3 protein-coding genes are annotated in these 1,934 nt (G+C 36.7%); all 3 read right to left on the reverse strand.

The window, feature by feature from the left end; genetic code table 11:
- The coding region (locus H5202_RS21550) for a hypothetical protein (protein ID WP_182773848.1) at positions 1-841 on the reverse strand (841 nt) is incomplete at its 3' end.
- A 327-nt stretch (positions 842-1,168) separates the two neighbouring features.
- Complete coding sequence (locus H5202_RS21555; RefSeq protein ID WP_182773849.1) at positions 1,169-1,390, reverse strand: PRTRC system protein C; 222 nt, start codon at positions 1,388-1,390, stop codon at positions 1,169-1,171.
- Between the two features lie 14 nt (positions 1,391-1,404).
- The gene (locus H5202_RS21560; RefSeq protein WP_182773850.1) at positions 1,405-1,755 is read right to left on the reverse strand and encodes a hypothetical protein; all 351 of its coding nucleotides are present in this window, start codon (positions 1,753-1,755) and stop codon (positions 1,405-1,407) included.
- Positions 1,756-1,934 lie beyond the last annotated feature (179 nt).

A 1,934-nucleotide genomic window follows, 5' to 3' on the forward strand; every position in this document is an offset into this window, starting at 1 on the left:
TTGCTAATGACTTCTCAATATCAATATCTGGGTCTTTATAAAATGCATTAATTCGGTCACTAAGCTTATCCATGAGCCAGTAGTCGTAAATGCCGTCAACACCATAATCATCAATTGTTGTTCTTGTTTCTTCATCAATATTTAATTCATTACATAAATCATCTAGCTCATACGAACCGTCTGAATCATGGATATACTGACCGATACGATTAACATCATCAGAACTGAACACCTCACCATACAGCCATTCATTTGAATAGTTGTTTAGGTCAAGAGTGCTGCATTCGAATTGAAAGGGCATAATTGTCTGTATTATTTTACAAACCACAGATAATTGACGTTGGTCAAAGTTGAGTTTTGAAACATCAAACTCAGTTATATAAGCATCTGAAAATGTTATTCTTGCAGCGAATGAGTTTAAATGCCAATCTCCAAAGTCACCGTTTCTATTAATCGAAAGAGACAGTGTTGAAATCTCGGCTCGATTTTTAAGAATATTATCGTATTCTTCGGCTATTCTGTTTTGCGTTTCAGGCAAGCCTTTTAAAGCATTAGTGATTAGTTGTCTTATCTTGGTTTCATGCTCACACATGATGCTAGATATTTTTGTGGTAAACGGTTTCCAGCATTTTTCAGCAATCAGATCTGACACTAAATTAATTTGAGTTAGACGGTCTTTTTCAGCAATGGCGTTAGCGACTTGATCTTGGCTAATAAACCCCTGTTTAAGCCCAAACATTAGCATTGGGGATATAGCTTTTAGGTTCTCGTCATACAAAGGATAAGAACAGGTTAAGCTCTCAAGTTTATTCTTCAAATCAGGCACTTCTGCATTGTTCATGCTTGCGTACCAAATTTTATGTAACTTCTGTGGGTTAATGCTCATGTAAATTCTGCCCTTTATGCTTGATGTAAATACAATAACCCAACACTCAGAACGCGCTACTCGCATGAGAAAAACATACGAATAACAAAAAGGCGCAATTGAGCGCCTTTTTATGCTTGTGGTAAATATTTACCCAATAGGGGGCATATCTTTAGATTGTACAAAGTGAGCGTTAGTTCGAATTGCCTTAATTTCTTTTATTAGGTTTGTCGAATTTCGCTTGGGGTTTTTATTTACATCATCAACCCAATGTTTAAGCTTAGACACAATATTATCTATGATTTACCCTTTTAGCTTTACAGGGATCAAAGGAAACTCGTAGATGGTTTCGGTTGCAGAATCATTCAATACACCATCTTCGATATAAATTCGTGTGTGTCTAAGCATCGGGTACTGTTGCGTTAATATGCGCTGCACTTCATCCAAGTCGGATTGAGGTGCTGGATCTGAAATAATGGCCGCACCAATTTTAAATTTTCTAACAATTGCATTCATGTTCAACATAGTTTGGTACTCTTTTAAAGTGATTCATCGTCAAAGTCATCATCCAATTCATCAACATCTAAATTGTCATCTTGAACGTTTGTAGCTTCGGCTACCTGACTTGGTTTTGAGGCTTCATTGTTTTGAACGTTGGCAACTTGTTCAGATAGGTTAAACAGTTCATTGGTTAACATATTATCAATATCGACAAGGCTTCCCGTAAGCACGATTGGGGTTCTTAGTAAATCGGCTAGTTCACCCTGAGCATTTGACTCTACTTGAGTAGTAAGCACTACTCTTGCTTTATTTAAAGGTAAAAATTGGATTGAGAAATTGATGCGTTCAGCACCACCAATCGTTTTGAGTTGAGTAAGTTGATTTAACATTGAAACCTCTTTTGCTGAATGTGTTTTAATACCGATATAGTGCGTCAAGATTGAAAACGGGCAACTGTGTACCCGTTTGCTTATATTGGTTATTTAATCAATGCTTGGTATTCATCAGGGGCAAAGCTAGACCAATCAAATGGAGTATTTAAAATTGAGTCGATAAACTTGCCTTTGCC

It is taken from the genome of Shewanella sp. SG41-4 (assembly GCF_014164505.1).
Classification (GTDB): domain Bacteria; phylum Pseudomonadota; class Gammaproteobacteria; order Enterobacterales; family Shewanellaceae; genus Shewanella.

What these genes read in the sequence shown, in the direction of transcription:
- H5202_RS21560 (WP_182773850.1), bottom strand. Translation starts at nt 1,755, where the DNA reads ATGTTAAATCAACTTACTCAACTCAAAACGATTGGTGGTGCTGAACGC.
- H5202_RS21555 (WP_182773849.1), bottom strand. Translation starts at nt 1,390, where the DNA reads ATGTTGAACATGAATGCAATTGTTAGAAAATTTAAAATTGGTGCGGCC.